The organism is Rheinheimera sp. UJ63, assembly GCF_021568285.1.
Taxonomy (GTDB): Bacteria; Pseudomonadota; Gammaproteobacteria; order Enterobacterales; family Alteromonadaceae; genus Alishewanella; species Alishewanella maricola.
In genome coordinates this window covers 1,156,087-1,182,114 of sequence record NZ_JAKGTQ010000001.1, presented here as the reverse complement: position 1 = coordinate 1,182,114, position 26,028 = coordinate 1,156,087, and the positions used below count along the sequence as shown (strand labels likewise).

The 26,028-nt window shown below is 47.6% G+C and carries 17 protein-coding genes and 1 tRNA gene; 7 read left to right on the top strand and 11 right to left on the bottom strand.

The genetic code is table 11. From position 1 onward, the window contains the following. Positions 1-17: 17 nt before the first annotated feature. Together L1N97_RS05415 and L1N97_RS05410 are read right to left on the bottom strand one after the other, a co-directional pair. Positions 18-2,096, bottom strand: a complete 2,079-nt coding sequence (locus L1N97_RS05415; RefSeq protein ID WP_236129065.1) for an EAL domain-containing protein — start codon at positions 2,094-2,096, stop codon at positions 18-20. Positions 2,097-2,378: 282 nt separating this feature from the next. Then, complete coding sequence (locus tag L1N97_RS05410; RefSeq protein WP_236129064.1) at positions 2,379-3,014, bottom strand: NAD(P)H-dependent oxidoreductase; 636 nt, start codon at positions 3,012-3,014, stop codon at positions 2,379-2,381. Between the two features lie 297 nt (positions 3,015-3,311). Here L1N97_RS05410 and L1N97_RS05405 point away from each other — a divergent pair, with 297 nt between their 5' ends. The 3 genes from L1N97_RS05405 to L1N97_RS05395 are packed head-to-tail and all read left to right on the top strand — an operon-like array spanning position 3,312 to position 10,671. Continuing rightward, entirely contained in the window at positions 3,312-4,520 is a 1,209-nt protein-coding gene (locus L1N97_RS05405; protein ID WP_229586240.1) for an efflux RND transporter periplasmic adaptor subunit, read from the top strand. Then, a complete protein-coding gene (locus L1N97_RS05400) occupies positions 4,520-7,597 on the top strand; it encodes a multidrug efflux RND transporter permease subunit (protein WP_236129063.1) in 3,078 nt (1,025 codons plus the stop codon). Before L1N97_RS05405 ends, L1N97_RS05400 begins: the two co-directional genes overlap by 1 nt. Next, complete coding sequence (locus L1N97_RS05395; RefSeq protein ID WP_236129062.1) at positions 7,594-10,671, top strand: efflux RND transporter permease subunit; 3,078 nt, start codon at positions 7,594-7,596, stop codon at positions 10,669-10,671. Before L1N97_RS05400 ends, L1N97_RS05395 begins: the two co-directional genes overlap by 4 nt. 79 nt (positions 10,672-10,750) lie before the next feature. Here the strand turns inward: L1N97_RS05395 and L1N97_RS05390 are convergent, their stop codons facing one another. The 5 genes from L1N97_RS05390 to L1N97_RS05370 form a co-directional block, all read right to left on the bottom strand. Beyond that, a complete protein-coding gene (locus tag L1N97_RS05390) occupies positions 10,751-14,422 on the bottom strand; it encodes an SbcC/MukB-like Walker B domain-containing protein (protein ID WP_236129061.1) in 3,672 nt (1,223 codons plus the stop codon). After that, positions 14,419-15,642: an exonuclease subunit SbcD gene (sbcD, locus tag L1N97_RS05385; protein ID WP_236129060.1), complete on the bottom strand. Its 1,224-nt coding sequence runs from the start codon at positions 15,640-15,642 to the stop codon at positions 14,419-14,421. The genes L1N97_RS05390 and sbcD overlap by 4 nt, the downstream gene beginning before the upstream one ends. 49 nt (positions 15,643-15,691) lie before the next feature. Next, the gene (locus tag L1N97_RS05380; protein WP_236129059.1) at positions 15,692-18,001 is read right to left on the bottom strand and encodes a bifunctional diguanylate cyclase/phosphodiesterase; all 2,310 of its coding nucleotides are present in this window, start codon (positions 17,999-18,001) and stop codon (positions 15,692-15,694) included. Positions 18,002-18,176: 175 nt separating this feature from the next. After that, on the bottom strand, positions 18,177-18,926 hold the full coding sequence (locus tag L1N97_RS05375) for a DUF481 domain-containing protein (protein WP_236129058.1): 750 nt from the start codon (positions 18,924-18,926) through the stop codon (positions 18,177-18,179). 2 nt (positions 18,927-18,928) lie between these two features. Continuing rightward, positions 18,929-19,753 carry a mechanosensitive ion channel domain-containing protein gene (locus L1N97_RS05370; RefSeq protein WP_229586247.1) on the bottom strand — a complete coding sequence of 275 codons (825 nt, stop codon included), beginning with the start codon at positions 19,751-19,753 and terminating at the stop codon, positions 18,929-18,931. A 191-nt stretch (positions 19,754-19,944) separates the two neighbouring features. On the opposite strand from L1N97_RS05370, the gene L1N97_RS05365 reads away from it, so the two are divergent. The 3 genes from L1N97_RS05365 to L1N97_RS05355 all read left to right on the top strand — a co-directional run bounded on the left by L1N97_RS05365 (position 19,945) and on the right by L1N97_RS05355 (position 22,064). Continuing rightward, a tRNA-His gene (locus tag L1N97_RS05365) sits at positions 19,945-20,020 on the top strand. Positions 20,021-20,110: 90 nt separating this feature from the next. Beyond that, on the top strand, positions 20,111-20,671 hold the full coding sequence (locus L1N97_RS05360; protein WP_236129057.1) for a DUF1285 domain-containing protein: 561 nt from the start codon (positions 20,111-20,113) through the stop codon (positions 20,669-20,671). 106 nt (positions 20,672-20,777) lie between these two features. Beyond that, entirely contained in the window at positions 20,778-22,064 is a 1,287-nt protein-coding gene (locus L1N97_RS05355) for a metal-dependent hydrolase family protein (RefSeq protein WP_236129056.1), read from the top strand. Between the two features lie 19 nt (positions 22,065-22,083). Here the strand turns inward: L1N97_RS05355 and L1N97_RS05350 are convergent, their stop codons facing one another. The 4 genes from L1N97_RS05350 to L1N97_RS05335 form a co-directional block, all read right to left on the bottom strand. Continuing rightward, positions 22,084-22,560, bottom strand: coding sequence for a DUF2489 domain-containing protein (locus L1N97_RS05350; protein ID WP_236129055.1), 477 nt, complete (start codon positions 22,558-22,560; stop codon positions 22,084-22,086). 2 nt (positions 22,561-22,562) lie between these two features. Then, positions 22,563-23,147 carry a Der GTPase-activating protein YihI gene (gene yihI / locus L1N97_RS05345; protein ID WP_229586251.1) on the bottom strand — a complete coding sequence of 195 codons (585 nt, stop codon included), beginning with the start codon at positions 23,145-23,147 and terminating at the stop codon, positions 22,563-22,565. Positions 23,148-23,180: 33 nt separating this feature from the next. Then, positions 23,181-23,828: a class I SAM-dependent methyltransferase gene (locus tag L1N97_RS05340; RefSeq protein WP_229586252.1), complete on the bottom strand. Its 648-nt coding sequence runs from the start codon at positions 23,826-23,828 to the stop codon at positions 23,181-23,183. Between the two features lie 549 nt (positions 23,829-24,377). Then, positions 24,378-25,004: a c-type cytochrome gene (locus L1N97_RS05335; RefSeq protein ID WP_236129054.1), complete on the bottom strand. Its 627-nt coding sequence runs from the start codon at positions 25,002-25,004 to the stop codon at positions 24,378-24,380. A 193-nt stretch (positions 25,005-25,197) separates the two neighbouring features. Here L1N97_RS05335 and yihA point away from each other — a divergent pair, with 193 nt between their 5' ends. Then, positions 25,198-25,815, top strand: coding sequence for a ribosome biogenesis GTP-binding protein YihA/YsxC (gene yihA / locus L1N97_RS05330; RefSeq protein WP_420778857.1), 618 nt, complete (start codon positions 25,198-25,200; stop codon positions 25,813-25,815). The last annotated feature ends 213 nt before the right edge of the window (positions 25,816-26,028 follow it).

Below are 26,028 nucleotides of genomic sequence, written 5' to 3'. Positions count from 1 at the left end.
CATTAACGGTGGGGATGTTACGACGTGCCGGTTTTGGGGTATGTTTCTAGTAAGGTTTTAAGGGGTACAGGCCGGCAAAAGTAGTACCCTTGAAAATAATCACAGCCAATTTTCTTGAGGTAATCAAACTGAGCGAGCTGTTCAACGCCTTCTGCGCAAACCGACATCGTTAAGTTGTTCGCTAAACTAATAATGGTTTCGACAATATTCTTATCGGCCTTGCCATTTTCCATATTATGAATAAAAGATCGGTCTATTTTTAGTAGGTCAATATCCAGTTTTGTTAGATAACTCAGAGACGAATAACCCGTACCAAAATCATCTAGCGACACTTTGCAGCCCGCGAGGTGCAAATTAATCACGAACTCGTTCACGGCGTCAAAATTGTCTAAGTAAGCCGATTCGGTAATTTCAAATTCTAAGTTAGGGGCATGATTCGCATGCCTGACTAATAAAGCTAACGTTTGCTGTTTAAAGGTGTCACTTTTAAGATCCATGGCCGACAGGTTCACCGCAACAGAAACTTGGCTATGAAAATGGGCTTTTAATATGAACAGATCAGAAATAACGTTATCCAACACAAAGCTGGTCAGCGCGGTGATTTTTCCGGTTTTTTCTGCAATTTCAATAAACTCGACTGGCGATAACGCCCCCAGTGTGGGATGTTCCCAGCGTAGTAACGCTTCAAAGCCGGTGATCTCAGCCTGTTGGTTTAGTTTAGGTTGATAGGCTAAGTACAATTCTTTGGTTTGAATGGCTTGTAAAATGCTACTAGCGATCTCATGTCGCCGTTGAACCCTGGCATGCATGGCATGTTCAAATAAGGCAAAACCCCCTGTGCGTTGCAGTTTGGCTTGGTACATCGCGATGTCGGCATTGCGTAACAGTAATTCGGTATCAAAATTCGCTTGCTTAGCATAAGCAATACCAATGCTCGCGGCGGTGCTCACTTCCCATTTACTGATATAAAAAATTTTCTTCAGGTTATCCGCGATACGTTGTGCCGTGATCATGGCCACTTCACTGGGGGGATAATAATCTTGTTCGTTGTTAATCAGCAGCACGATAAACTCGTCACCGCCTAAACGAGCCAGCATATCGCCTTCGCGGATCAGGTGCGATACGCGCTCTCCTACCTGAAATAGCAACTGATCCCCCACATCATGGCCCAGGGTGTCATTGACATGTTTAAAATTATCTAAGTCAAAATACAAAATAGCCAGATCGGCGTTGCGGCGCTGTTCCCGTGCCAGTGCAGAACGCAGTATGGCATGCAGCATCTGTCGATTCGGTAAGCCTGTTAATGAATCGTAATTGGCTATTTTTTCTAAGTTTTGTTTGTTTTCTTCTAAATCATTTAATTGTTTTTGAATTTTAAATTCATAATTTTTTATCGTATCTAGGTATTCATTAATTTGCTCGGCTAATAAGCCAATCTCGTCTTTATTTTCAATGGTTAAACGTTCCAGTTTATTGCCTGAATGTTTGATTTTCCGGACAAATGAGGTCACTAAATTCAGTTTTTGCAACACACGTTTTTGCATCGAAAAAGCTAAAAAGCCCACTAGCGAAGCGATAAAAACTAATAATGGAATGACTTTTTTTAGGTAGGTATTTGCCGATTGCTTTAACGAAGACTCCGGATCTTGCACAATCAGCAAGCGGCCCACTGCGTAGCTTTCATCGCCAATCATTTTGTTGGATACCAGCAGTTTATTTACCAGTTCGGTACCAAAGCCTGTATTAAATTGTGCGTCTTGTAAGGTCGTGTCCGACCATTCGGTTTGCTTGGCGGGGTTCACATAGAAAAACACTTGCTGGTCATTTTTATCAAAGACTCGCGCGAATACCGTGGAATCATGCCGATCCAGCTGTAATAAGGTGGTGGCGATATTAGGAATATCATCTTCGCTCACTAAAAATGGTAAGAGTGACTCTGATAAATTTTCAGACAGTGCATCGAGGTTTTGCATCGATTTTTGCACATATAAATTGCGATGTTCGTTTAAACTCAGGGTGTTCACAGAAACGGCGGTTAAAAATACCGCCAACAGGGTAATGCCGATAATGCGAACCGAGAATTGACTTACCCGCATGGCTGCACCCTGGGTAATAAAAGCTCATACCGCATAGTATGCGGGGTGAAGTTGTGATGCTGGAATAGAAGTATCTGTGCTGCTTTATCCATAAGCGATTGTTGGCATCTAGCCCTTAATTGCAGTTCATTCACATGCTAATTAACATAACACTAAATAATTATTTCAGCGAAAGATTTGTTTGAAAAAAACACAATAAGGTTAATGGCGCATCAGCAAGGCTGAAGTAAAGGCAGCGGGGGAGGTAAAACACCGCTGCCACGATGTGGAAGCGGCGGCTATTTAGCGATTAATCAGGAAATCAGCACTGTCGCGGCGTACTTTTTTCAAGTCGACTAACCAGTCAGCACCGGCTTCACGGTAGCCTAATGGCAGTAATATCACCGATTTTAAACCCAGTTCAGCTAATCCCAGAATGCGATCAACGTGCTCAGGTTCGAAACCTTCCATTGGCGTAGAATCCACCTCTTGTTCCGCTGCCGCGATCAGGGCGGAGCCTAAACCAATGTAAGCTTGACGTGCGGCATGCTCAAAGTTTTGCTCGGCCGGACGTTGTGGATAATAAGCCAAGAGTTTTTGCCGATAGGCTTCCCAACCTTCGTTTTTAAAGCCGCGTTGCTCGTTAACCAGATCAAACATCATATTAATGCGCTCAGGGGTGTAGTTATCCCAAGCGGCAAACACCAATAAATGCGAGCAATCAGTAACTTGTGACTGATCCCACGCCACTTTACGAATTTGTGCCTTTAAGGCGTCATCCGTTACCACTAATACCTGATAGGGCTGCAGGCCACTTGAGCTGGCGGATAAACGAATTGACTCCAGAATAATATCGAGCTTTTCAGCGGGCACTATCGCATCGGGTCGCATTTTTTTGGTGGCATATCGCCAGTTAAGTAATTCAAGCGTGTTGGACATGATCATAATTCCTATTTCTATGTATAAGCAGCAGTGGTTTAGGAGTTAGGTACGGCAAGCCTGACTTTCAAGGTTTAGCCCAAACTGTTTTTTTACGAACGTTAGCTTGTTGTAGCGGTTTTATGGGGGTGTGCGCTGCGGTGTGTGAGGGCATTTACTGCTATCTGCCGTCAGAAAAATGCAGTTGGGCGAATGCAGGCGCGTCTTTACCAAATCTTGACGGTTGTCGCGTTGAGTGCGGGCGGTCGGCACATTATAGTGTCAGCAATTTAAGATCCAGGGTGAAGGAAATACAAAATGGCTTGGCAGAAAAAAACAATGTTAATCGTTGCCTCGGTGTTGGTGGCAGCAGCAAGCGCTTATTGGTTTTGGCCAAAAACTGCAGAGGCGCCGGCTGCAGAGGCCGGGCAACGACCCACTAGCCCTTGGGCAATGCCAGTGCCGGTGCGCGTTGTTGAAGCTGCGCTGGCTGACTTACGTGTGCAAGTAAAAGCCATTGGTACGGTGACGCCGCTCAATACGGTTATTGTTCAAAGCCGCGTAAGTGGGCCATTAACTCAACTGCATTTTAATGAAGGCGATAAAGTGACCGCGGGTCAGCTATTAGCGGAAATTGATACGGCCGATTATCAAATTCAATTTGCCCAAGCTCAAGGGCAGTTAGAGCAAAACACCGCGCAATTAAAAAATGCGAAGATGGATTTAGAGCTGTATAGCAAATTACGCGAACAAAGCTCTATTTCTGCGCAGCAATATAATACGCAACAGGCATTGGTCGCGCAGTTAGAAGGCAGCCGCAAGAGTATTCAAGCGCAGTTAGATGCGGCGAAGTTACAGTTATCCTATACCAAAATTCATGCTCCCATTACCGGGCGTTTAGGCTTACGCCGGGTTGATGTCGGTAACCTGGTGCAAGCGAATAGTGCCGAAGGGCTGGTTACCATTACCCAAAGCTCGCCAATTACGGTGGTATTCGCCATTCCTGAAAGCCAGCTGCAACAAGTCCGTAATGCCTTTCGCAGTGGGCAGGTGTTAACCGTAGAAGCTTGGGATCGCGCAGAGCAGCAGCTGCTCAGTCAAGGCGTGTTAACCACTTTAGATAACCAAATTGATGCGACAACGGGCACGCTACGCTTAAAAGCCGAGTTTAAAAATGAACAAGAGGAGCTGTTTCCAAATCAGTTTGTTAATGTGCGTTTAAATGTTTCGGTGCAACAAGGGGCTATCACTATTCCGCAAGATGCGGTGCAATACGGCTCGGCCGGAACCTATATTTACACCATTGAACAAAATCGCGCACAAATTCGTCAAGTTACCCTCGGGGCTGTCGATAATGGCAAAGTGGCGATCACCGCAGGTTTACAGCCGGGTACGCCGGTGGTGCTGGAAGGCTTGGATCGTTTACGGCCAGGTCGTGCGGTTGAAGTGATAGAAAATGATGGCTCGGTTAAAGAAGCAAAACCCGTAACTGAGCAACCAAGAAGACGTCCGCAGAGGGCGCAATAATGAACCTTTCCAGCCCGTTTATTCTTAGACCGGTTGCTACCTCGCTGTTAATGTTAGCAATTTTAATTGCTGGCGTGCTCAGTTGGCGGCAGCTGCCGGTAGCGGCATTACCTCAGGTTGATTATCCGATCATCCAAGTATTTAGTTTTAACCCGGGCGCTAGCCCAGACATTATGACGCGGACCATTACCGCGCCGCTTGAGCGGCGCTTGGGGCAAATTCCTGGTTTAAAACAAATGTCGTCTAGCAGCTCGGCTGGCGCGTCGGTGATTACCCTGCAGTTTGCTTTAGTGGTGGATATGGGCGTTGCCGAGCAAGAAGTACAGGCGGCGATTAATACTGCTTCCTCGTTATTGCCATCGGATATGCCGACACCGCCGATTTACCGCAAAGTGAATCCAGCTGATGCACCGATCTTAACCTTAGCCATTACCTCGGCAACCTTACGTTTACCGCAAGTTTATGATTTAGTTGATACGCGTATGGCACAAAAGTTAGCGCAATTACCGGGGGTCGGTATGGTTAGCCTCGCCGGCGGACAGCGCCCTGCCATCCGGGTTAAAGCCAATCCGGCGGCATTAGCCAATATGAACTTGAGCCTAGAAAATTTGCGCCAAGCCATTGCTGCTGCCAATACCAATCAACCAAAAGGCAGCTTTGACGGCCCGTTTCGCTCAACCTTATTAGATGCGAATGATCAAATTAAAGACACGGCTGAATACGAGAATCTGATCATTGCCTGGCGCGATAATTCGCCGGTGCGTTTGCGTGATGTAGCCAGTATTGAGCAAGGCGCTGAAGATCGCTTTTTAGCCGCATGGGCCAATGAGCAACCGGCGGTGTTACTGAATATTCAGCGTCAACCGGGTGCCAACGTCATTGAAGTTGCCGATCGTGTGCGACAGCTATTGCCGCAATTAACCGCGACCTTACCTGCCGCAGTTGATGTGATGGTGTTAACCGATCGAACGCAAAGTATTCGGGCGTCGGTACGCGATGTGCAAAAAGAACTGGTTTTTGCCGTGTTTTTGGTGATTTTAGTGACCTTTGTGTTTCTGCGCACCATACCGGCAACCATCATTCCTAGCTTAGCTGTGCCGCTGTCGTTAATTGGTACTTTCGCGGTGATGTTGTGGTTAGATTTTTCAGTGAACAACCTGACGTTAATGGCACTGACCATTGCCACCGGCTTTGTGGTCGATGATGCCATCGTGATGCTAGAGAATATTGCGCGCCACCGTGAAGAAGGCGCTTCGCCGCTGGAAGCGGCTCTAAAAGGCGCAAAAGAAATTGGTTTTACCCTGATTTCATTGACCTTCTCTCTGATAGCGGTGCTGATCCCTTTATTGTTTATGGCCGATGTAGTGGGGCGCTTATTCTTTGAATTTGCCGTGACCTTAGCGGTGGCTATTATGATTTCGCTAGTGGTGTCGCTTACTTTAACGCCGATGCTCTGTGCGCGTTTGCTAACCAAAATGCCAGCGCATGATAACCCGAATGATTTAATGCAGCGGGTGATCCAGCGTTATGGTCGGGGTTTGCAATGGGTGTTGCGCCATCAACGGCTGGCGCTGGCAAGTTTAGCCGCCACCGTGGCGTTAACCGTGGGCTTGTATATGGCGGTGCCCAAAGGGTTCTTCCCGGTGCAAGATAGCGGTGTCATTCAGGTGATCACCGAAGCGCCACAGGATATTTCCTTTCAAGCGATGGCACTGCGCCAGCAAGCTTTAGCCGAAAATATGCTGCAACACCCAGATGTCGCCAGCTTATCGTCGTTTATTGGTGTCGATGGTAGTAATAGCAGTATTAATAGTGGCCGTATTTTGCTGAATTTAACGTCGCATAATGAGCGCTCGCAATCTGCCGTGGAAATTATCCGTGAGCTGGAGCAGCAAGTGTTAGATGTACCCGGGATTAAAGGCTGGTTTCAGCCGGTGCAGGAACTGAATATTGAAGATCGGGTTAGCCGCACGCAATATCAGTTTACGCTCAGTACACCTGATTACGAGACTCTTAGCCAGTGGCTTCCCGAGCTGGTTGAGGCTTTACAGCAACAACCTGAGCTCTCTGAGGTGGCGCACGATCTGCAGCAGCAAGGCTTACAAGCCTATATTGATATTGACCGCAATGCCGCTGCGCAATTGGGGTTAACGGTGTCACAAATTAGCTCAGTGTTGCAAAGTGCTTACAGTCAGCGGCAAATCGCCACCTTGTTTACGCAAAGTAATCAATATCGGGTGGTGTTAGAAGTTGACCCTGCACAGGTGCAAGGGGTGGACGCGCTCGATAAATTGTATTTAACCAATAGCCGAGGTGACTCAGTACCCCTAGCGGCAGTGGCGAAGGTGAGTCAGCGACCTACCCGTTTGCTGATTAACCAGCAAGGGCAGTTCCCGGCCGTGACCTTATCCTTTAACTTAGCTCAGGGGTATTCACTCGGGCAGGCGGTAGCAGCGATCGAGCAAGTGCAGCAACAACTGCAACTGCCCGCTGAAGTTGAGCTGAGTTTCCAAGGTGCAGCAGAGGCCTTCCGTTCTTCTTTGGATAACACGCTGTGGTTAATTCTTGCCGCCATTATTACCATGTATATCGTGCTGGGGATCTTGTATGAAAGCTTAATCCATCCCGTGACCATCTTATCAACCTTACCTTCTGCCACCGTGGGTGCCTTATTGGCGTTACTGTTAACAGGGCAGCCGCTCGATTTGATTGCCGTTATCGGTATCGTGTTGTTGATAGGCTTGGTGAAAAAGAACGGCATTATGATGGTCGATTTTGCGTTAGATGCGCAGCGTAATCGCGGCATGACCCCTGCCGAAGCCATTTATCAGGCTGCTTTACTGCGTTTTAGGCCGATCTTAATGACCACCTTGGCAGCCTTGTTTGGCGCCATCCCGCTGATGCTTGCCAGTGGTTCAGGCGCAGAGCTACGCCAGCCGTTAGGTTTAGTGATGGTGGGGGGATTATTGGTTAGTCAGGTATTAACCCTCTTTACCACGCCGGTAGTGTATTTATGGTTTGACCGTATGTTTGGTCAACGCCAAATTAAACCAAGTGCTGAGGTGGCACCGCTATGAATCTGGCGCAGCCTTTTATTCAGCGGCCGGTGGCCAGTGCTTTAATCGCGACGGCGATCTTGTTAATGGGCTTGTTGAGCTGGCGTTTGTTGCCAGTGTCTCCGCTACCGGCTATCGACTTTCCGATGATCGTGGTCACGGCCAACTTACCTGGTGCCAGCCCCGACAGCATGGCGGCTACGGTTGCGACGCCGTTAGAGCGCGCATTAGGCAGCATTTCAGGTATTCGCCGCATCAGTTCGTCAAGTAGTCAGGGCGCTACGCAAATTCGTTTAGAATTTGAGTTAGATCGTAATGTGGATGCCGCGGCTCGTGAAGTACAGGCGGCCATTAACGCTTCGCGTGGCCAGTTACCCGCTGGGATGCCTGGCAATCCGGTTTATCGCAAGTTTAACCCATCGCAAGCGCCGATTATGGCGTTAGCTTTAAGCTCTAGTCATTTGGCGGGCAGCACGCTGTATGACAATGCTTCAACGGTGTTGGCGCAAAAGTTGGCGCAAATTACTGGGGTGGGTGAAGTCGAGGTCACGGGCTCGTCGCTACCGGCGGTGCGGGTGCAACTGAACCCCGGTATGCTGGCGCATTATGGGGTGGCGTTAGATGAAGTGCGCAGCGCCATTAATACGGTTAATGCCTCAGTACCCTTAGGCGTATTAGAAACAGATAGCCATCGCTGGCAATTGGCCACCAGTGAAACCTTGCGCCGTGCGGCGGATTATCAAGATTTAATTGTTAAATATACCGATGGCGCGCCGATCCGTTTATCTGACGTAGCCATTGTTAGTGACTCGACGGAAAACCGCTACAGTTCGGGCTTTCATAACGACAAAGATGCGGTGATTTTAATGGTCAGTCGGCGCAACGGTGCCAATATAGTCGAAACCGTTGATGCTATTTACAACGAACTGCCTTTACTGCAAGCCTTAACGCCAGCCGGTGCCGATTTAGCGGTGGTGATGGATCGCAGCCCGGTGATCCGTGCCACGCTTGCCGAAGCGCAATGGAGTTTAACACTGGCCGTCATTTTAGTGGTGTTGGTTGTTTGGGCTTTTTTAGGCAATTTTCGCAGCGCGTTAATCCCCAGTGTGGCGATCCCGGTGTCATTAATTGGCGCTTTTACCGCGATGTATTTGTTTGGGTTTTCATTGAATAACTTATCGGTGATGGCGCTGATCGTCGCTGCCGGTTTAGTGGTCGATGATGCCATTGTGGTCGTCGAGAATATTCGTCGCCATCTTGAACGCGGTTTAGCGCCGTTACAAGCCGCAAGGCAAGGCGTAGCTGAAGTGGGCTTTACCTTGTTAGCGATGAATTTGGCACTGATTGTGATTTTCCTGTCTATTTTGTTTATGGGGGGCTTAGTTGAGCGGTTATTCCGTGAGTTCTCTATTACGTTAGTGGCGGCGATGGTGATTTCATTGCTTATTTCGCTGACCTTAACGCCCAGTATGTCAGCATTATTGTTGCGTAAACCCACTAAGCAACAGGCCACATCAGGTTTCTTTTGGCGTTTGCAGCAAGGATATCGGCACAGTATTGATGTTTGCTTACGGCATTATCGCTGGTTATTGCTGTTATTAGTGTTGTTATTTGCCGCCAGCGCTTGGTTATATGACAAGGTGCCATCGGGTTTATTACCAGAGCAAGATACTGGCCAGTTGAATGGGTTTGTTCGCGGCGATGATGGTGCGTCGTATCAAATGATGCAGCCAAAAATCGAAGCCTTTCGCCAGTATGTGTTGCAAGATCCTGCCGTGGCCGACTTAATCGGTTCGGCCGGGGGGGATCGCGGTGTCAGTAATTCGCAAATGCGCGTGCGGTTAAAGCCGTTAGCCGAGCGCCAAGTGTCGGCTCGCGCTGTGGTGGATCGGCTTCGAGCCAATGCGCCAAAAGTGCCTGGCGGCATTCTGTTTATGAATGTCGATCAAGATATTCGTTTATCCTCACCCTTCAGTCGCAGTGACTATGAAGTGCAGTTGTTATCAGATGATTTAGATTTGCTGCGAAAATGGGGCAAGGTTGTCGGCGAAAAACTGCAAGAAGTCCCTGGGTTAGTTGATGTTGATACCCCCGGCGGTGAAGATGCACAGCAAATTGAGTTAACCATTGATCGCGAAGCGGCGCAGCGGCTCGGCGTGGATATGCGCACGGTGGCCACGGTGCTGAATAACTCCTTTTCGCAACGACAAGTTGCGACCTTGTATGATAAGCAAAACCAGTACCGCATCGTGATGGAGCTGTTACCCGGTTATACCGCTCAGCCCGAAGTGTTGCAGCAGTTACAGGTAATTACCAACGATGGTCGCCGTGTACCTTTAGCGGCTATCGCCAGCTATCAGTATGGTTTAGTTAATGACCGGGTGCAGCATGAAGGACAATTCGCCTCGGTAAATATTGGTTATGGTCTAGAAGAAGGCACCACTATGGAGCAAGCTTCTATAGCGATTGAGCAAGCTATGGCAGAAGTGATGTTGCCCGGGGCTATCGTGGTGGTCAGTGGTGAAAACCAACGCAATGCTATTTTTAAAAGTAGCGATCAAACCTGGTTGGTGATTGCGGTGGTTGTGGCGGTGTATCTGTTGTTAGGCATTCTGTATGAGAGTTTGCTACAACCGATCACGATTTTGTCTACCTTGCCTTGTGCTGGCTTAGGTGCCCTGCTAGCGTTGTATTTAACTAATAGCGATTTTAGTTTAATTGCCCTGTTAGGGCTGTTTTTGCTGATCGGTATTGTGATGAAAAACGCCATTTTGCTGGTCGACTTTGCATTGGCCGCCGAGCGCAATCAAGGTTTGGCACCGATCGAGGCGATTGCGTTAGCGGCGCAGCAGCGGTTACGGCCAATCTTAATGACCAATTTCGCCGCTTTATTAGGCGCGGTGCCGTTATTATTAGGGGTAGGTGAGGGGTCTGAGTTGCGGCAGCCATTGGGTATCACCATCGTGGGCGGCTTATTAGTCAGTCAATTATTGACCTTGTACACCACCCCAGCGGTGTATTTGTTGTTAAGTAAGTTTCGCCGTGCACCGCGTGCTGAAAGCGCTACGCCATCTGCAGAGGTGTCGCTGAAATAACTTAGCAAGTTTCAACGTTAAAACGACAACAGCACCAGGCCGCGCTGTAGCATACGGCGCGGCCATGACATAACGGGTGTTAGTTTGTTACTCGATAGCACTCGTCCAATTGGCTAAAACCAAAGCCGGTGTTTTTCTTCACCCGCAGTTGGGTTGGAATACGCTCTTTCATCGCTTCTATATGGCTTATCACGCCAATCATTTTACCGGTAGCATTAAGGTTATCCAGCGCATCTAAGGCGATATCCAGCGTTTGTGCATCTAAGGTACCAAAGCCTTCGTCTAAAAATAACGAGTCGATGCTGGTTTTATGGCTGACCAGATCCGACAGCGCTAAGGCCAACGCTAGGCTAACTAAAAAGCTTTCACCGCCCGACAGCGTTTTCGTATCGCGTTCGCTATCGCCTTGCCAGGTATCTTGCACGGTTAACGACAAGCCGGCTTGTTCTTTTCGTTTCAGTAAATAACGACCATGCAGTTGTCGCAGCTGATTATTCGCCAAATACACCAGATTATCCAGCGTCAGGCCTTGTGCAAAACGGCGGAATTTATCACCACTGGCAGAACCAATCAGCGTATGCAGCTGGGTGATTTCATCATAGCGTTGTTGCTGCGTGTTAATGTCAACTAATAAACTTTGCTGCCGTTCTCGTAATTGTTGCTGCTGATTCAACTGCTCTTTTAGCTGGCCTGATCGCGACAACAGTTCGGTTTGCTGTTGGCTAAGTTGTTGTCGCGTTGCAGCCACCTCGGTCGCGCTGACCTTTTGCCACGCCGAGGCTTGCTCATGTTCGAGCAGTGCTTGTAATTGCTCGTTAGCTTTTTGCAATAAGGTATTAGCGCTTTGCCACGTTTCTTCAAGTTGCTGCTTTTTACTTTGTAAGCGGCTGCGCTCTGCTTCGGGTAATAAGGCGGCAAGAAAAGCGGCTTCATCAGCAAAAGGGCTAAGCTGCAGGCTATTTTGCCAAGCGGTACTTTGCTCGTTAAGCTGTTGTTGCAGCTGTTGCTGGCGCTGCTGTAAGTTGTTTAGCACACTGCTGAGTTCGGTATGGCGCTGTTCCACTTGGCGATATTGCTGTTGCTGTTGTTGCCATAACTGCTGAGCTTGCTGCAGTTGTTGCTGCAGCGTGTGCCGTGCTTGGCTGACGATTTGCTCGCCAAATAAGCTGTGGCGTTGCGCTTTTAGTGCTTGTAACTGCGTGGTTTGGCGCTTGGCGACGTGTTCAGTTTGTTGTAGCTCAGTGCTCAGTGTACTGATTTGTTGCTGTAGAGCCTGTTGTGCCGCCGTGCTGCTGGCTAAGTCTTGTTGTCCTTGCTGCTGTTGTTGTAGTGTCTGTTGATACCGCTTTGCATCTTGCTGTTTTTGCTCTAGCCAAGCAGGTAGCTGCTGCAGCGTGCCCTGATAGCCTTGAGCGCTAAGCTGAGTTTGTAGCTGTTGTTGCTGCTGCTGTTGGTCGTGTTGTTGCGCCGTTTGTTGTTGTGCTAATTGGCTTTGACGCTGTTGCAGATTAAGGTGTTGTTGTTGCAGTAAATTGAGCTGGTGTGCTTTTTGGGCTTGCGCTTGTTGCTGTTCGATCAGGCTTTGCTGTGCCTGAGTGACCGCTTTTTCAGCCTGGCGTAAAGCCGTTAATTGCGCATTGGTACGCGCTATTTGTTGCTGTAAGCTTTGGCTTAACTGAGGCAGTGCTTGCGAATCGTTTATTTCTAATGTGACGTCCAGTGCCGCGCAGTGCTGCTGCCATTGCTGCTGCGCTGTGCTAATGAGTTCGGCTAATTTACTGAGGCGAGGCGTTTGCGCGGCCAGCTCTGCCGTGCATTTATCTAAGGCTTCGCGGCTTTGTTGGCCCGCCGCTAAAGTGTGCTCTGCTTGTTGCTGCGCCTGTTGCAACCGCGCTTGTGTATCGGGCAGATCTAATGGGATCGCCGCGGCAGGGTGTTCGCTGGCACCGCACAGTGGGCAAGCTTCGCCGGCAACAAGCTGTTGGCGATAGTACGCTAACTGTTCTTCTTGACTAATCAGTTGCTGCAAATCGTCGACTTGCACTTTATGCCGTTGATATTCATCCAAGAGCTTGGCACGCGCGGTAGTCAGCTGCTGCTGTTGAGTGTGTAATTGTTGCTGCGTGGCTTGTAACTGCTGCTGCTCTTGAGTGGCCTGCCAATACTGTTGCTGGCAATTTTCTGCTTGATGCAACTGCGGCCAGCGCAACGTAAGCTGTTGCAGTTGTTGCTGCAAGGTGGCTTCATCAGCTTGTTGTAACAGGTGTTGCCATTCGTTTTGCCGTTGCAAGTGTTGCTGTTGCTGGGCTTGTAGGGCCTTATCATGTTGCTGCAAGGTGTGTTGTTGTGCTTGTAAGCTGCTTTGCAGTGCCGTGCTTTCTTGCTCGATTTGCTGCTGCTCAGTGGCTAATTGATTCAGCTGCACTTGGCTTTTTTCAAGCTGGCCAAGCGCCTGTTGCCAACTGCCGAGATAGCGATTGATCTCGGCATCGGTCTGATGCTCTGTCAGGTAACGTGCGGTAGTGGTGAGTTGTTTTTGCAGCTGTTGCAGCTGTTGCTGAAGCTGACTGTCATCCGCTTGCGCTTGTTGTAATTTTTGCTGCAGGCTATCTAAACGCTGTTGCTGGGCGCTTTGTTGTTGCGCTAGGCCGTCGATTTGATGATCTAACGGCACCACCTGCTCATTGAGCAAGGTTTCTTGCTGCTGATTTTGCTGTTTAGTGTGCTCTAAAGCCTGCTCGGCGTGTTCAAGCTGACTGCGTTGCTGAGCTAAATCTGCGATGGTAAGCTGTTGCTGCTGCTCTGTTTTAACCAGTTCACTGCTTAATGCCTGTAAATCATCACGACTTTTTTGTAATAAGCTAAAGGGGGTGCGTAAGCGCTCAGCCGGTTCACTTTGGCTAAGCTTAGCCAGATCCGCTGCTGCATCGTGCAGCGCTTGCTGCGCCTGTTGGGCGCGGTTGGCTTCGAGCTGCTGCTGCTGTGTCGCCTGCTGCTGCTGCTCCCACCATTGTTGATGTTGCTGCCAAGCGCTCAGTTGCTCGCTCAGTAAGGCTTGCTGGGTGCTGACCTGTTGCTGCTCTTGCTCAATGGCCGTTAGCTCATCAGCGCTTAACAGCTGAAATCCCGCTAATTTGGCCTGTAATTCTCGTAAATCTTGTTTGGCTTGGGTGTAGTCTTCATGCACACGCTTCGAGATTAAACCGTAGATTTCTGTGCCGGTAAGCTCTTCTAACAACTCGGCGCGCTCACTTTCATTGGCATTCAGAAAAGCGGCAAAATCGCCTTGTGATAACAGCATAGATTTGGTGAAACGCGCAAAATCTAAACCTGTGATGCGTTCAATTTCTTCGTTTTTAGGTCGCACCTGATTGGCTAACACTTTGCCGCTTTGCACTTCAGCCAGCTCGACATCGGCTGGCTGTAAATTGCCGTCGGCTTGGCCACGAGCACGGCGCATACTCCAAAAGGCGCGATAAGCAATGCCTTTTACTTCAAATTCCACTTCAGCAATCGACTCGGCACTGCCGCGCGTCATAATTTCATTGGAAGTTTGGCTAATCGGGCCTAAACGGGGTGTTTGATGGTAAAGGGCTAAACAAATCGCATCTAATAAGGTTGTTTTTCCGGCGCCGGTTGGCCCGGTGATCGCAAATAGCCCATTTTCGGCAAAAGGCGATTGGGTAAAATCGAGCTTCCATTCACCTTTTAATGAGTTGAGGTTTTTCAGCCGTAAAGTCAGAATTTTCATCGGCTCTGCTCCTGCTGCACTGCGGACAGTACCGCTAAAAAGCGTTGCTGCAGTTGCTCTTGTCGCTCAGTATCTTCAATAGATTCAATTGCTAATCGCTTAGCGAATACTTGCTCAGGTGTCAGCTCGGCCAAGGTTTCTTTTTGCTGCTGTATTAACGCTTGGCTAGGCGCAGCGCGTTGTCGGCGTACCAACAATACCTCGACAGGCAAGCCTTCGCACAGTTGTTGTACGCGCTGCTGTAAATCAGACAAATAATCTTGGGTGGCAATTTCCAAACAGAGCCAAACGGGCTTACTGTGCTGTTGTTGTGCAATGGCGGCCAGTTGCACGGCCAGAGTGTCAAGATCCCCCTTGATCACCTGCATGGGTTGAAACAGCGGTACATCAATACAGCGAATGTGTTGGCGCTCGCGGCCGTTAAACTCCACTAGCACCACTTGTTTGGTTGTACCCAGCTCGTCAAAGCTCAAGGGTAATGGCGAGCCGCTATAGCGAATATGTTCGGTTTTCGCCACGCGCTGCGGCCTGTGAATATGCCCCAGCGCAATGTAATCGGCCGGTGGGAAACCCTCTGCGGCAAAACCCTCTAAGGTGCCGATATAAATCTCGCGTACGCTCTCGCTTTTACTGACGCCAAGCGCCGTTAAATGGCCCGTGGCAACAATGGGAATGTTTAGTTGCTGCTCTTGCCGTTGTTGTTCGGCGAGTTGAAATAGGTGTTGGTAATGCTCGGCAATGGCATTGGCTAGTGCTTGGCGCTTTTGCTGGCCGGTGTCGCCGGCTTGGCTTTGCAGCACATCTTTAGCTCGAATAAATGGCACCGCACACAGCAAAGCGCCCGGTTGACCTTGTTTATCGTTAAGTAGAATCACTTGTTGTTCAACAGGCAATTCGGTACTGGCCACCACATAGGTATTTAAACAGGCGAGTAATTGTCGCGATTCATTAAGTACCGCAACGGAGTCATGATTCCCGCCTAACACCACCAGCGTACATTGACGTTGTTGCAGTTGTACAACAAACTCGTTGTAAAGTTCTCGCGCATAGCTGGCCGGAGTGGCGGTATCAAATACATCACCGGCGATAATCACCGCGTCAATCTGTTCGCGACTGATTAGGGCCAGTAGCCATTGAATAAAAGCGTGGTGCTCATCTTTACGGGTTTTAGTAAAAAAGTTTTGGCCTAAATGCCAATCGGAGGTGTGCAGGATTTTCAACCAGGCGTCCTTTGCAAGTTAAACGTGTCGCCGAGTTGCTAGCATGTGTTTAAGCGTGCGGCGACTGATTCAGTAGCAGCTGGCGAAATTGCTCAGCGGGTACGGCTTGACTAAAATAATAGCCTTGATAGTAATCACAGGCCATCTCTTTTAGCAAGGCCAACTGCTCGGCTGTTTCAACGCCTTCAGCCAATACATCAAAATGTAGCGTATGCGCTAACTCAATGATCGCTTTACTGATTTGTCGGTCATCGTCATTGTCGGTGATGTTATCAATAAAGCTGCGATCGACTTTAAGAATATCCAGCGGCAAGCGTTGTAAATAGGCTAAGGACGAATAGCCTGTGCCAAAGTCGTCAATGGCAAGGCGAATACCAGCAGCACGTAATTGTTGCATCGTGCGAATAGCGGCATCTTTGTTGTGCATTAACGCGGTTTCTGTGACTTCTAACTCAAGTAAATGGGCAGGGAAGCCGGTAGCGAGCAGGGTGGAGATCACTTGTTGCTCGAAGTCACCTTTACTAAATTGATGCGCCGAGACATTCACCGCTAACCTCACTTGAGGTAAGCCTTCCTCTAACCATTGTTTGCCTAAGAGGCAGGCTTGCTCTAACACAAAATGGCCAATGGTATGAATTAACCCGCAGTTTTCCGCCACGGGAATAAAAAGCTCTGGTGAAATAAAGCCTTGCTCGGCATCTTGCCAGCGGATCAGTAATTCTGCGCCGATGATTTGACCGCTTTGAATAGCTATTTGCGGCTGAAAGTAACATTGTAATTGTTGCTGACTAATCGCTAGGCGCAACTTAGTTTCCAGCTGCAAGCGTTGCCGTGCTGTCGAAGTCAGTTGGCTACTGAAAAAGCTGTATGTGCTGCGACCTTCCGCTTTGGCTTTGTACAGTGCCGCGTCAGCACCTTGCAATAATGATTCAGCGTTGTTGTGATGCTCAGGGTACAAACTAATGCCAATAGACGCGGTAATAGTCACGTCAATTCGTTCAGTTAAAGTTGCCGGTTGTTGTAAGGCTTGCAGTAGTTCTAAAGCAAAGCGGGCGGCATCTTCTGTGTGGGGTAAGTGCTCGATCAGAATCGCAAACTCGTCGCCACCCAGACGCGCCAAGCTATCGGTGTCTCGACAGAAAATTTTAAGCTTTTCACTGACGTTTTTTAACAGTAAATTGCCGACATTGTGGCCATACGAATCGTTGATGGTTTTAAAATTGTCTAAGTCGATTATCAATACGGCTAATTGCAGCTTTTCGCGCCGGGCAACCTTAATCGCTTGTTCTAAACGCCCCGTAAAAAATTGGCGATTGGGTAAGTGCGTAAGGGGATCGTATGCTGCTAAAAAGGCTAATTGCGCTTCTTGTTGTTTGCGTTCAGTTAAATCGATATCAATGCAGTAAATGCGCGGTTTATTATCCGGGTCGAAGATCACCGCGTGTGACGAGTATACGCTGACCAGACTGCCATCTTTGCGTTGTAGCTGTAACTCCTCTGCTGGCAGGGGGTGGCCAGAATGTGTCATTGCTTGAATAGCGGCTTTTACATCGTTATGCATTGGCTGGGGAATAATTAAATCCAGTAAGTTACGGCCAAGCGCTTCTTGCTTGCTATAGCCATACACTAACTCGCTGCCTTTATTCCAGTAAAGCGTTACGCCATGTTCGTCATATCCCTGTACCGAGATATTGGGCATGCTGTCGAGTAAGGTGCGAAAGCGTTGTTCGCTTTCTTGCAGTTGATGTTGTGCGTGTTTTATCGCAGAAATATCCTGCACGACCGAGATAAAATAAGCCGATAGATGCTGTTGTGGCGGTAATAAAGCGACAGATAAACGTACCCATAAAGTGTGGTTATTTTTAGTGATGTAGCGTTTTTCAATGGAAAATTGCTTGATGTCATTGGCTAAAATCTTTTCTCGCAAACCTTGGTCAAGTAATAAGTCATCAGGGTGCGTGATGTGTTGAAACGTCATGCTTCTTAATTCGTCAGCGCTGTATTCCAGCATACGGCACAGCTCTTTATTAACCTTAATGAATTGCCCATTAACGTCGACATAGGCAATACCGGTTGCAGCATAGTCAAACGCCATATGACTCAGGCGTTGTGATTCGGTCAGCGCCATTTCAAACTGCAGTCGCTGCTTTAACAATACCCAGGCGAGGATGGCGGTAAGCAGCACATAGACAAACCCTTTATAAGTTTGATAACGGGTGAGTAAAACCGGATCGCTAACGATGGACGCTAAAAACACATCGCTAAACTCGATCCAAAGCAAGCCCAATAGCAGATAGATCGCGGCACCCAAGATAGGGTAGTAAGGCATTTTGCTCAGTTTGGATGCCGTTGGATTCATGTTAATTCCATATTTTCAGCGATAAACAGCGTCTGTGTTATGACGAAGATAAGTACTAAGCATAGTTTAACTTGCTGGTATTCGAAACGGGGAGAGAGGCAAATAGACGCTTTTTGTTGCGAATTAAGGTAAATAAAGCACACAGCGGCACGAGGCCGCTGTGTAATAGGTGTACTTAGAACGCGTAAACCAAGGTTAATGAGGTTTGCGTGTCGGTACTCTTTTTATCGGCAGTGACATCAGAGTCATTTTGTACCAAAAAGGCGGCTTTCATCTGCATAGCACCATTCACTCTGGCACTGAGTGCGGTTTCGGCAATAGTCCGCGTATTGTCGTTACTGATTTCGAGGCTGAGTGTTTGCGAGAAAGCGGCAGATTCACTGATGGTCCATTTAAATTCGGCAGCACCACGGGCCAGCAAGCCATTTTCTGTTTCGTCAGTAGAGCGACGAGCGTTGTAATAACCCGGACCGATTTCCACATCCAGCGTCTGGTTTTCCAGATCCATTAAACGGGTACCGTAACCGGCGGCGATGGTGGTATATTTAGTGTAAGCACCAAATTTATCATCGGTATACGAACCTAACACAAACAAATTATCGTGTTCATCACCGATTTTGTAAGCCCCTTTCGCGGATACCAGATAGCGCTGCGCTGACCGCTCTTTCTCTCTGTTACCATCAGCATCGATTTTTTCATCTTCTTTAAAGAAAGCACTGAAAATATACTGATTGCTCCATTCTTCTAGCTCTTGTCTGGCATCAATTTTACCGGTAATAGACGTACCTGCTGTATTACCTGTAGTGGTAATGGCGCCAAGCTCTGCTGAGGTTTTCCACATCTTTTGCTCTTTCTCTGGCGCTTGAGCTTGCGCGGCACCCGCAAATAAGACACTTAACGTTGCGGCTACAGTGAATAATTTCATGCTTACTCCTTTGTTTCTTGTTTAAGATGAACGTCCATTTGCGGGAAGGGAATACCAATACCGTGTTCATCAAAGGTCAATTTTACTTTTTCAAGCGTATCCCAATACACCCCCCAGTAATCAGCACTATTCACCCAAGGGCGCACAATAATGTTGACTGAAGAGTCGGCTAATTCAGAGACACGGATATTGGGCGCAGGCTCAGCCAAAACTCGCTCATCATTTTTGATGATGTCTTGCAGTAGGTTTTTCGCTTTTAATAAATCAGCGTCATAGCTGATACCGATCACTAAGTCGACACGGCGCGTGGCCTCAGCAGAAAAGTTAGTGATATGACTACCGGTGATTTTAGCATTGGGCACAATAACGCGTTTGTTATCGGGCGTTTTCATGGTGGTTTGGAAGATTTCAATTTTATCTACAGTACCGGAAATACCACCGGCATCAATAAAGTCACCTGATTTGAATGGGCGGAAAAGAATAATCAACACACCAGAGGCAAAGTTAGCCAGAGAACCTTGTAATGCTAAACCAATCGCTAAACCGGCAGCACCTAAAATAGCGATAAACGAAGTCGTTTGCACGCCAACTTGCGACAGTGCCATCAAGGTTGTGGCAATAATTAAAATGGCATACACAATGCTGCTTAAGAAAGAAACAACGGCCTTATCAATACTGCGTGATAACAAGCCTTTTTCAATTAATCGTTTGATACCGCGAGCAATGATGCGGCCTACATAAAAGATGACGATAGCAGCGACAAGCTGTAATAAATAACCGAGTAAAACCTCATGGTTTTGTTGGAATAACTCGTTGATTTGTTCCATGTAACACTCCTTTGAATTTTTTAGCAGGGTGTGTGATGAGGTTTCTAAACTATGCGTGTTGCTGACGGTAAATCCGGAAACCTCAGCAAACGCTGACGATCATACCATAAAGCCTTATACCCTTAGATGACAAATTACAAAAAAGAGCTTGGAGCCATGCGAGGTTTTTGGTTAAAATAGCCACCTCGGCGGTGATTGTAGCTCAGTTGGTAGAGCCCCGGATTGTGATTCCGGTTGTCGTGGGTTCGAGCCCCATCAGTCACCCCACTTCTTTTCCTGCCTTTGTCATTGCCTTACTTTCTCAGTGTTGCCCAGCTATACTGCAGTTTAATTAGCACGCCAATGGATCCTTTTGGTATGGATTTATCTCAGTTACAACAGCAACTCAGCCAACCTAACTTAGCGCCAGTTGAAAGCTGGGATCCGCCATTTTGTGGTGATTTGCCGTTGTTAATTACTGCCGATGGCCAGTGGTTATATCAAGATAGCCCTATTCAAAGACCGGCCTTAGTACGTTTATTCGCGTCGGTTTTACTCAAGCAGGATAACGACTATTTTTTACAAACACCGGCTGAAAAAGTCCGCATTCAAGTGGCAGACGTGCCTTTTTTAGTAACGCAAAGTCATTGGCAGCAAGCTGTCTCAGGCCCGGAGTTATGGCTAACCACTAATATTGAAGATGCTGTGCCACTCAGTGCGGCTTATCCTTTACAGATCCAACATTATGCCGGGCAGCAATTACCTTACTTGCAGTTGTGGCGGGGGTTATCCGCCAGATTACATCGCAACTTATATTATCAATTATTGCAAGAAGCCAAGATGGTCACTGAGGGTAAGCACACCCGTTGGCTGATTAACAGTGGCGGTGTTGATTTTGTGTTAGCTGAACTGGCGAATAGCGACGAGTCGAGCGGTTAATCGCATATTCTGGCTAGATACCGCAAGCGCATTGCTTGGTTTGGCCCAGCAGCCCATAGTTTCAATGACAGGGCAACAAGCTAATAATGTTAAGAGGATAATAACCATGATAAGACTCTCTCTACTGGCACTGGCGACACTTTGTGCTATGCCATCGGCCTTACAGGCTGCAACAACCTATATTCACGCCGGTAAATTGATTACTGCCGAAGATAAACAGCCTTTAACAACACAAACCATCATTGTCGTTGACGATAAAATTAGTGCCATCGTTGCCGGTTACCAACAGCCTGGTGCGGAGGCGGCTGTGGTGGATTTACGCAATCACACGGTTATGCCGGGTTTGATGGATATGCATACGCATTTTTCCACGCAGATGAGCGCCACCTCGTACAGTGACTGGAGCCGTTTAAATGAAGCCGATTTTGCCCTTCGCGGCGCGGCGTTTGCTGAAAAAACCTTAATGGCCGGGTTTACAACAGTACGTGAGTTGGGCGATAGCCATCAGGTGAGTATCGCGCTACGCAAAGCAATTGCTCAAGGTTACGTTAAAGGGCCGCGTATTTTTGCTGCAGGTAAATCATTAGCCACCACCGGTGGACACGCTGATCCTACCAACGGTTTAGCCAATGCGTTATTGGGCAACCCAGGCCCTACTGATGGGGTGCTAAATGGCCCGGTTCAAGCCCAGCAAGCGGTTCGTCAGCGTTATAAAGAAGGCTCAGATCTGATTAAAATCACCGCAACCGGCGGGGTATTAAGTGTGGCAAAAAGTGGCATGAACCCTCAATTTACCGTTGAAGAGTTAGCTGCTGTGGTGCAAACCGCGAAAGATTACGGCATGAAAGTCGCTGTGCATGCTCATGGTAAAGAAGGGATGGAGCGAGCGATTATTGCTGGGGTGGATTCGATTGAGCATGGTACTTACATGGATAAAGACACCATTGCCCTGATGAAAAAACACGGTACCTATTATGTGCCGACGATCAGTGCCGGTAAATGGGTGCAAAATAAAGCGCAAATCGACGGTTTCTTCCCTGAAATTGTTCGGCCTAAAGCCGCCACCATCGGGCCACTCATTCAGCAAACTTTTGCTCGGGCCTATAAAGCTGGGGTGAATATTGCCTTTGGTACTGATGCGGGTGTCGGCGCGCATGGCGATAATTGGCTGGAGTTTGTTTATATGACCGAAGCCGGTATGCCGGCGTTAACGGCGATACATAGTGCAACGATTGAAGGCGCGAAATTACTTGGCGTTGAGCAAGAGCTTGGCTCGATTAAAGCTGGTAAGATTGCCGATATCATTGCTGTTGCAGGCGATCCGCTGCAGGATATCAAGCTGATGCAAAACGTCAGTTTTGTGATGAAAGCAGGGCAAGTATATAAGCAGTAATCAGTAAATTGCAGCAGGCTTAGGCCTGCTGAAATCTTGCTAATAATTTGCTAACGTCAGCTTCAATCTCGCTTTTAAGGTCGATTTCTGCTTGTTGGCGAATTTTATCTTGTTGTTTCGTAAGCTTTTTATCTTGCTCTTTTCGGGCTTGATGTGTCGGCATATCACGAACCACCAAATACATCTTATGCAAAGCCGGATAGTGCACAACGGGATCCGGCTTATCTTCTTCGGGCCAATGATCGAGTAGCACCCAAAGGCGTAATGCGCCCTCGGAAAACTCGCATTGTTGCTCCAGCATTGCTCGGCTAATCAACACGATACTTTCATGCAGGTAGCGTTTTTTCTCTTGCTGCTTCAGCTCGAGTTGCTGTTGCTCGAGTTGTTGGCGCTGGGTTTGTAACTTGACCTGCCACAATAACTTACCGGCATAAAAAGCCAGTACGGCAATAATGACCACGCCTAACACCAACATACTTGCCCATAATAACGTCACGCTTAATCCTCATCGCCTAGCAAAGTTTTACGCCAGTCGGTACGCTCAAAACGCGCTAATGGATCTTCTTCTTCGTCTGCGCTATCGTTGCGCGTTGCTTCGTCATCGGCGTCATCTAAGCCTAATAACTGTAACAGCTCACTTAAGCGTGCCGTTTTGCTATTAAAGTATTTTGCATCTTTGCCGGTTAATACTTCGTCTTGCTCAACGCGCTCTAATAGGGCTTGTAGACGCTCATCGGCTTCGATACTGGCCAACTCTTGCTCTGGTGTCAGTGTTTCAGCTTTAACCGCTTTTAACTGTGCTTTGGGTATGGCACTGACCACGTTGGGCATCTGCTCAACCAAAGTAGGCTCAGCGATTAACGCGATAGGTTTTTTGCTACCAATTCGCGGATCTTTTTTGGCTTTGTTCGCTTCAGCTTGTGCATCTTTACTTTGTTGCATACTGTTACGAGTACCCGATTTCAGGCCAGAGCCTTTCTTCTTGGTCTCTTCTTTGGTTTCTCGGGTTTTGCGGATCTCACTGGCAGGTAAATGGCGTTGGCCATTGTTGCCAGCATTGCGGGATTTTTTTTGACGCGTCATAGTATTTTGCTACCTGTAAAAAGACCGATCATTTTACCCAGCTTTGCTGAAGATCACCACATCATTCGCTGGAAATGCCACCTTAAGCTGATATTGTGCTGCTAACCAACGAAATGTTGCCTGACTAAAGAAACTAATATGTGTCGGATCTCGTCGATAATACCAATTGCTGAACGCCTCTGCGGTTGGATAACATTTGGTCATAATCGCGAGCACCCCTGCCGGCTTTAACAGTTGTAGCCATAATTGCCACTCGTTAAGCGGATCGACAAAGTGCTCAATCGCTTCGGTGCAGCTGATAAAATCGTATTGCTGCTCTAACGGGGCGGGGTCATTGGCAAAGAAGGGATCCCAAACCTGCATCTGATGACCGGCTTCCTGTAACATATTGGCTAGCAACGGGCCGGGACCGCATCCAAAGTCTAAGCCACTTTTCGTGGTATTGCCCAAGGTTTGCAGTAAGGGCGCTGCCAATTTATTCAGAAATAGCCGATAACCCGCATCGTTCAGATCATTGTTGTGTAGCAAATAGTGTTGTTTTTCTTGTTCGGCAGTGAGTAGGTGCTGCCGATCTAAAAACACCAAGGCACAACGCTGACATTGCCAGTATGGGGGGTGCAGTTGGGCGTTATAGCGATGAGTATCAGCATGGCCGCATAATGGGCAGATTGATTGTTGCATATTACATCCAAAACAAAGGGCGATAAGATTAACTTATCGCCCTGTTTATTCGTGCCTAGAGGTGGACACACCTTTGGAATGATGCAATTCATCCTGATGCGCAGTCAACACCGTGTTGCGAATTATCCCTATATTATTGTTTGCTGTCCGTGCAAAAGTTTTCTTATTTATGATCTTCCTAATGCTTTCGTAATCTTCCTTGCGCGTGGTTCACGCGTAACACCATCTGAGCATCTTTAAACACAGCGCACATAATGTGCATGCGGCTTCCTTAACCTAAATTCCCTGTTGTTTTACCGCTAACGGCGATAGAGTTAATTTACTCCGATCTAATCAGATAACAAGCGCTTGAGTATAAAAAACCTGAAAAAAATTAGACTTTAGTCTATATCGTATTATTTTTCAGTGGTTTAAGTTAAGTGTAGAAAGTTGGAATAGTTCAATTAAAATTCAACTATAGGTGATGTCTTACATGCTTTGTAAGATATTTCTCACAAAACGGCATAAAAAAAACCGGCTTTTTCGCCGGTTTTTTCTAATTACTAAGTATTAGTGTAAGCCGCCTAAGTATTGCGACAGAATTTTAATATCATCGTCAGTCAGCTTTTTGGCCACATCACGCATCATGCCGTTCATGTCGTTAGCACGAGTGCCAGCACGAAATTCTTCTAAAGTGGCTTTAACATAGTCTGCGTTCTGGAAGCCGATTCTTGGGAAACCCGCTAAGCTAGTACCTGCGCCACGTGGACCATGACAGGCGATACAAGCTGGAATACCGCGATCGGCATCACCGCCACGATACAGCTTTTGACCTACTTCGATCACTTCTTCTGGGGTGGTGCCAGATGTAATGCGCTGAGAAGAGAAGTAAGCGGCTAAATCTTGCATATCTTGATCAGATAATGCAGCAACCATTCCGTACATGATGGCATTAGCACGACCTTCTTTCCCGCCAGTGGTCATACCTAACTTATAATCGGTTAACTGTTTATATAAATATTCAGCGTGTTGACCTGCTAATTTAGGATAAATGGTCACAACGCTGTTACCGTCAGGACCATGGCAAGCCGCACAAGTGGCAGATTTTGCTTTGCCTGCTTCGGCGTTACCGTCAAAAGCATGAGCTGTACCGACTAAACCGAATAACAGCGCCAGAGGAAGTATGATTTTTTTCATGTTTGATCCGTCTCAGTCCGCATTCAAAAGCCAGCTTGCTGGCAGCAATGAATAACATTAAGGTGAATTTTTAGCTATTTTACACGAAACTGCCCAAAGTAAAATCCCATACTATGGTCAAAAGCACGGCAAATGCTTCTTACTGCTCCCTTGATCCGCTACAATAGCCACAAATTAACCGCCGGAGCAGGCTGTGTCGTCTATTAAATTAAATTATCAACAAACACGTTTTCTTACCAGCGCCCCGGATATTAAGGCATTACCCGCAGACAACGGCATCGAAGTTGCCTTTGCCGGACGTTCGAATGCCGGTAAATCCAGCGCATTAAATACTTTAACACGCCAAAATGCTTTGGCCAGAACCAGTAAAACGCCAGGTCGTACTCAGCTGATTAATACCTTTACGTTGGCCGAGCATAAAAGATTAATCGACTTACCCGGTTATGGTTTTGCCAAAGTGCCTTTAGCTGTAAAAGAAAAATGGCAGAAGTCACTGTCTGAGTATCTAGAAAAACGGCAAAGTCTTAAAGGCTTAGTGGTATTAATGGATATTCGTCATCCGTTAAAAGATTTGGATCAGCAACTCATTCATTGGGCGGTGCAAAGCCAATTGCCGGTGCTGATTTTACTGACTAAGGCCGATAAACTGGGGCCTGGTGCTCGGAATAAAATTGTGCTGGAAGTACGTGATGCGGCCATGGCCTTTATGGGTGATGTTAAGGTACAGGCTTTTAGCTCGTTAAATAAGTTTGGTTTACCCGAATTAGAACAAACGCTAGATCAGTGGTTTAACGACGATAACGCGGCATAAAAAAACCGACCCAAGGGGGTCGGTTATAGCAAGCAGGGGAGAAGCTATATAAATTCAATCAACAGGATGTCTTACTGTTAAGACGTGTTGATCATAACACCCAACTGATGCAGTTTGAAGTATTCACTCTAAAATTTTAACGCCTGACTCGCCTGATAGCAAAGATACGCGTTATCTTACCGCTACACGCCAAGTGAATAAGCCTTTCGTAAT

Bases quoted from the DNA above. Each gene is read 5' to 3' on its own strand.
- L1N97_RS05375 (WP_236129058.1), bottom strand. From the start codon at position 18,926: ATGAAATTATTCACTGTAGCCGCAACGTTAAGTGTCTTATTTGCGGGT.
- L1N97_RS05370 (WP_229586247.1), bottom strand. From the start codon at position 19,753: ATGGAACAAATCAACGAGTTATTCCAACAAAACCATGAGGTTTTACTC.
- yihI (WP_229586251.1), bottom strand. From the start codon at position 23,147: ATGACGCGTCAAAAAAAATCCCGCAATGCTGGCAACAATGGCCAACGC.
- L1N97_RS05380 (WP_236129059.1), bottom strand. From the start codon at position 18,001: ATGAATCCAACGGCATCCAAACTGAGCAAAATGCCTTACTACCCTATC.
- L1N97_RS05355 (WP_236129056.1), top strand. From the start codon at position 20,778: ATGATAAGACTCTCTCTACTGGCACTGGCGACACTTTGTGCTATGCCA.
- L1N97_RS05340 (WP_229586252.1), bottom strand. From the start codon at position 23,828: ATGCAACAATCAATCTGCCCATTATGCGGCCATGCTGATACTCATCGC.
- L1N97_RS05410 (WP_236129064.1), bottom strand. From the start codon at position 3,014: ATGTCCAACACGCTTGAATTACTTAACTGGCGATATGCCACCAAAAAA.
- L1N97_RS05415 (WP_236129065.1), bottom strand. From the start codon at position 2,096: ATGCGGGTAAGTCAATTCTCGGTTCGCATTATCGGCATTACCCTGTTG.
- L1N97_RS05405 (WP_229586240.1), top strand. From the start codon at position 3,312: ATGGCTTGGCAGAAAAAAACAATGTTAATCGTTGCCTCGGTGTTGGTG.
- L1N97_RS05400 (WP_236129063.1), top strand. From the start codon at position 4,520: ATGAACCTTTCCAGCCCGTTTATTCTTAGACCGGTTGCTACCTCGCTG.
- L1N97_RS05360 (WP_236129057.1), top strand. From the start codon at position 20,111: ATGGATTTATCTCAGTTACAACAGCAACTCAGCCAACCTAACTTAGCG.
- L1N97_RS05395 (WP_236129062.1), top strand. From the start codon at position 7,594: ATGAATCTGGCGCAGCCTTTTATTCAGCGGCCGGTGGCCAGTGCTTTA.
- L1N97_RS05390 (WP_236129061.1), bottom strand. From the start codon at position 14,422: ATGAAAATTCTGACTTTACGGCTGAAAAACCTCAACTCATTAAAAGGT.
- L1N97_RS05335 (WP_236129054.1), bottom strand. From the start codon at position 25,004: ATGAAAAAAATCATACTTCCTCTGGCGCTGTTATTCGGTTTAGTCGGT.